General features: G+C 33.3%; 2 protein-coding genes. Both read left to right on the plus strand.

What is annotated here, in order from left to right:
- Positions 1 to 693 (plus strand): sensor histidine kinase (locus F6K22_RS35025; protein WP_293109082.1); only part of this gene is annotated, 693 nt, incomplete at its 5' end.
- 1,235 nt (positions 694 to 1,928) lie between these two features.
- Positions 1,929 to 3,824 (plus strand): single-stranded-DNA-specific exonuclease RecJ (recJ, locus tag F6K22_RS35030; RefSeq protein WP_293109084.1); only part of this gene is annotated, 1,896 nt, incomplete at its 3' end.

Here is a 3,824-nt window from a genome sequence, read left to right on the forward strand (position 1 = left end):
TACGCTATTATTGGCTACAGTGAAATTTTACTGGAAGATGCCCAAGATTTAGGTTATGAAGACTTTGTTCATGACCTTGATAATATTCATACTTCCGGCAAACACTTATTAACAATAATTAATGATATTCTCGATCTTTCAAAAATTGAAGCAGGTAAGATGGATGTTCATTGGGAAAGCTTCGATATCATGGCATTAATTGAAAATGTTTTAGCAACTATTCAACCGTTGATTGAAGAAAATGGTAATACATTAGAAATAATCTGTGAAGATAACCAGGAACCGATCGTCGCCGATCCTAATAAAATGCGCCAAGTAATTTTAAATCTTTTGAGTAATGCAGCTAAATTTACAGAGAATGGCAAAATAATTTTGAAATTTAAAGTTGTTAATAATGATGAAAATTTTATTTCTCAAAATGGAAACTGTAACTCTACAGATAAGATGTTAGTTTTAAGTGTTGCTGATACTGGTATAGGTATATCAGAAGAAAAAATAGATAGTTTATTTCAACCATTTACTCAAGCTGACAATTCAACAACACGAAAATATGGAGGTACTGGTTTAGGTTTAGCTATTAGTCGTCACTTTTGTAAAATGATGGGTGGGGATATTGCTGTAGTTAGTGAAGTGAATAAAGGTTCAATATTTACTGTGAAATTTCCTGTTCTTGAAACAGGATTTATTAATTAATAACAGGGAATAGGCAATAGGCAATAGGGATAGGGATAGGGAACAGGAAAAAAAAATTAAAGGTGTACCTAATTAGTATGAAAAATGCTATATGAGTTTTACCTTTGCATCGTACATTAATACTTTAAGGTGAAAATTACTTTATACTCTAGTATTTTTCCCAAATACCTCAAACCTACTACCTGTAGCGCTACGCGCAAGTCAAAATTCAAAAGTTAAAATTTAAAAGTTAAAAGTAATCCCGGAGTGAATTTTTCCTACGGAAATCATCCGCAAACAGGATTTACCAATTTCCTAACCTAAATGCGTAGTGGAATAACATATTTTTTCCATAAATTCAGGAATAGTTTATAGGTTTATAGGATATTTCATCTGAACTTGATTTTGTTAAAGAAAAATCACTACTTGTACAACAATAATAAGAAAGATACCAGTTATAATTACTGTCACAATACCAATAGGTTAAAATTCTCTTATAACAGTTCCTATTATTTTAAATACTTATCAAATCTCTAAAGTAACAGAATAGAAGAATTAATCTTCTTCCTTCTGTTATACCTTATTCACACCAATAATTAAACTTTCAACTTTTGCCAAGTAGATGGCTGTAAAAACATATAAAACCAATAAGCAGCTGTCAGGTGAGGTGAGAAAAATTTTTTAATCCCTATTCCCTATTATCAGCTCCAGTCTTCCCTCTCAAGAATGATTTTCTATTTAATTTCATCTACCTACTTATATTCTATATTTTTATGGTTCCATGGTTAGCCCTAATTTTTTTATTCTATTCATTAGAAAAAATTATTGGCAAAATTACCAGATTCAGTGTACTCTCTCAAGAATGATTTTTTATTTAATTTCACCTACTTACTTATATTCTATGTAGCAATCACAAATTAGTTGTGAGAATTGAGGTGTTCCTTAAAAGCATAGAATATAGCAGTTATCATATTCATATATATTCGTTTTTGATAATTATTAGGCATTTCATATTAATTATGCTCATGTTGACTTCTGTGTACTCCCGTTCCATGCAACGTCCCTACTACTCCCCTACTCCCCTGCAATGCGAAAATGTAGAGAATTTTTTGAGAAATGGTATTAAGTGTTCCCAGTTAACTGTTCCCTAAAAATCTCCAATATCCCACAACTTAAATCATATTTTTATACTTGTATGGTTGTATGGTTAGCCCTAATTTTTTTATTCTATTCATTACTGGAATTGCTAAATAAAGATGTCTCAAGAAAAAAAATCTTGGCAAGTTCCTCTATCCCATCGCCCCCCTAATTCATTTATTGAATCTGTCAAAAATTATGCACCAAAATTATCAGGAAAATATCTAGCACAATTATTATGGCAGCGAGGAATTAAAGATACTAAAGATATAGTAGGTTTTTTAGACCCAAAACAATATCAACCAACTAGCTCCTTTGAATTTGGCGTAGAAATTAACAAAGCCATAGAAAGAATTATCTCTGCTAGAAATAATCAAGAAAAAGTTGCTATCTGGGGAGACTTTGATGCAGATGGAATTACCTCAACATCTGTACTATGGGATGGATTAGGAGAATTTTTCGATAAAAATAGTCAACTAACTTACTATATTCCTAACAGATTTACAGAATCTCATGGTTTAAATTTTTCCGGCATAGAACGGTTAGCTAAAGCAAATTATACTTTGATAATTACCTGCGATACAGGCAGTACAAATATTGCTGAAATAGAATATGCAAATAATTTAGGAATAGATATAATTGTCACCGATCATCATACCCTTCCCTCAGAACGTCCGCCATTATTTGCGATTATTAATCCCCGCTATTTTTCCCCCGATCATCCCCTATATAATTTATCTGGAGTTGGGGTAGCTTATAAACTTATAGAAGCACTTTATTTAACTTATCCAGAAATACCTAAACTTCCCCTAACAGAATTATTAGATTTAGTAGCTATTGGTTTAATTGCCGATCTAGTTCAACTAACAGATGACTGTCGTTATTTAGCACAAATAGGTATTCAAAAATTAAGTACACAATTACACAAAACTACTAGACCAGGAGTTGCTAAACTTTTAGGATTGTGCAAAAAAACAGGCGATCGCCCTACGGATATTTCTTTTGGTATTGGTCCGAGAATTAATGCTGTGAGTAGAATTATGGGAGATGCCAGTTTTTGTGTAGAACTATTAACCAGTCGTGACCCTCAAAATTGTCAAAAATTAGCGTTAGAAACAGAGTTGGCCAATTCTAGGCGCAAATCTCTACAAAGAGAGGTAGTTGAAGATATTGGCCAAAAATTGACTAAAGTAGACCTTTCTACTACTAATGTTATAGTTCTGACAGATCCTCAATGGCCTGTTGGTGTGCTAGGATTAGTTGCAGGGCAAATAGCTCAAGAGTATGGTCGCCCTACTATTCTATTGAGTGAGGAAACTGAAGCTAATAGAACTTCTGAAAAAAAATTATTAGCTCGTGGTTCTGCTCGTTCTGTTGGTAAAATAGACCTCTATGAGTTGGTGAAAAATCAGGCACATTTATTAGATAGGTTTGGCGGTCATCCTTTCGCTGCTGGTCTCAGTTTGCCAGTAGAAAATATTCCGATATTTACAGATGCTATTAATCAACTATTGGGAGAAACATCAGGATTAACTCTCAACCAAACCCCAGTAATAGAAGTAGATTTAATTGTGACTGTATCTGAGTTAGGTAGAGATTTATTTCAAGAACTGAAGCTTTTAGAACCCTGTGGTATGGGAAACCCGGTGCCTAAACTTTTGATTCAAAATTGTTGGTTTACTGATACTTGGCACCGGAACCAAACAGACCTACGGGGAAATAAGGTCAAATATATTAAAACAAGTTTTGAAATTTGCGATGAGTCTATAGATAAAGGGTTTCCTGGTATTTGGTGGGGTCATTATAAGGAAGAAATTCCTGAAGGAATATGTGATGCGGTAGTGGAACTAGATTTCAATACTTACGAGAAACGTTATGAAGTTCGACTGATTGCTGTACAACCCAATTTCCAAGATACTCAAGTCATAGTATCGAATCCTGTAGATTGGATATTGGACTGGCGTGGAGGAATTCAAAATTCAAAATTCAAAATTCAAAAGTATTTCTCTACGGAT

The sequence above is a fragment of the Okeania sp. SIO2F4 genome (genome assembly GCF_010672385.1).
In the GTDB taxonomy this organism is placed as follows: Bacteria; Cyanobacteriota; Cyanobacteriia; order Cyanobacteriales; family Microcoleaceae; genus Trichodesmium.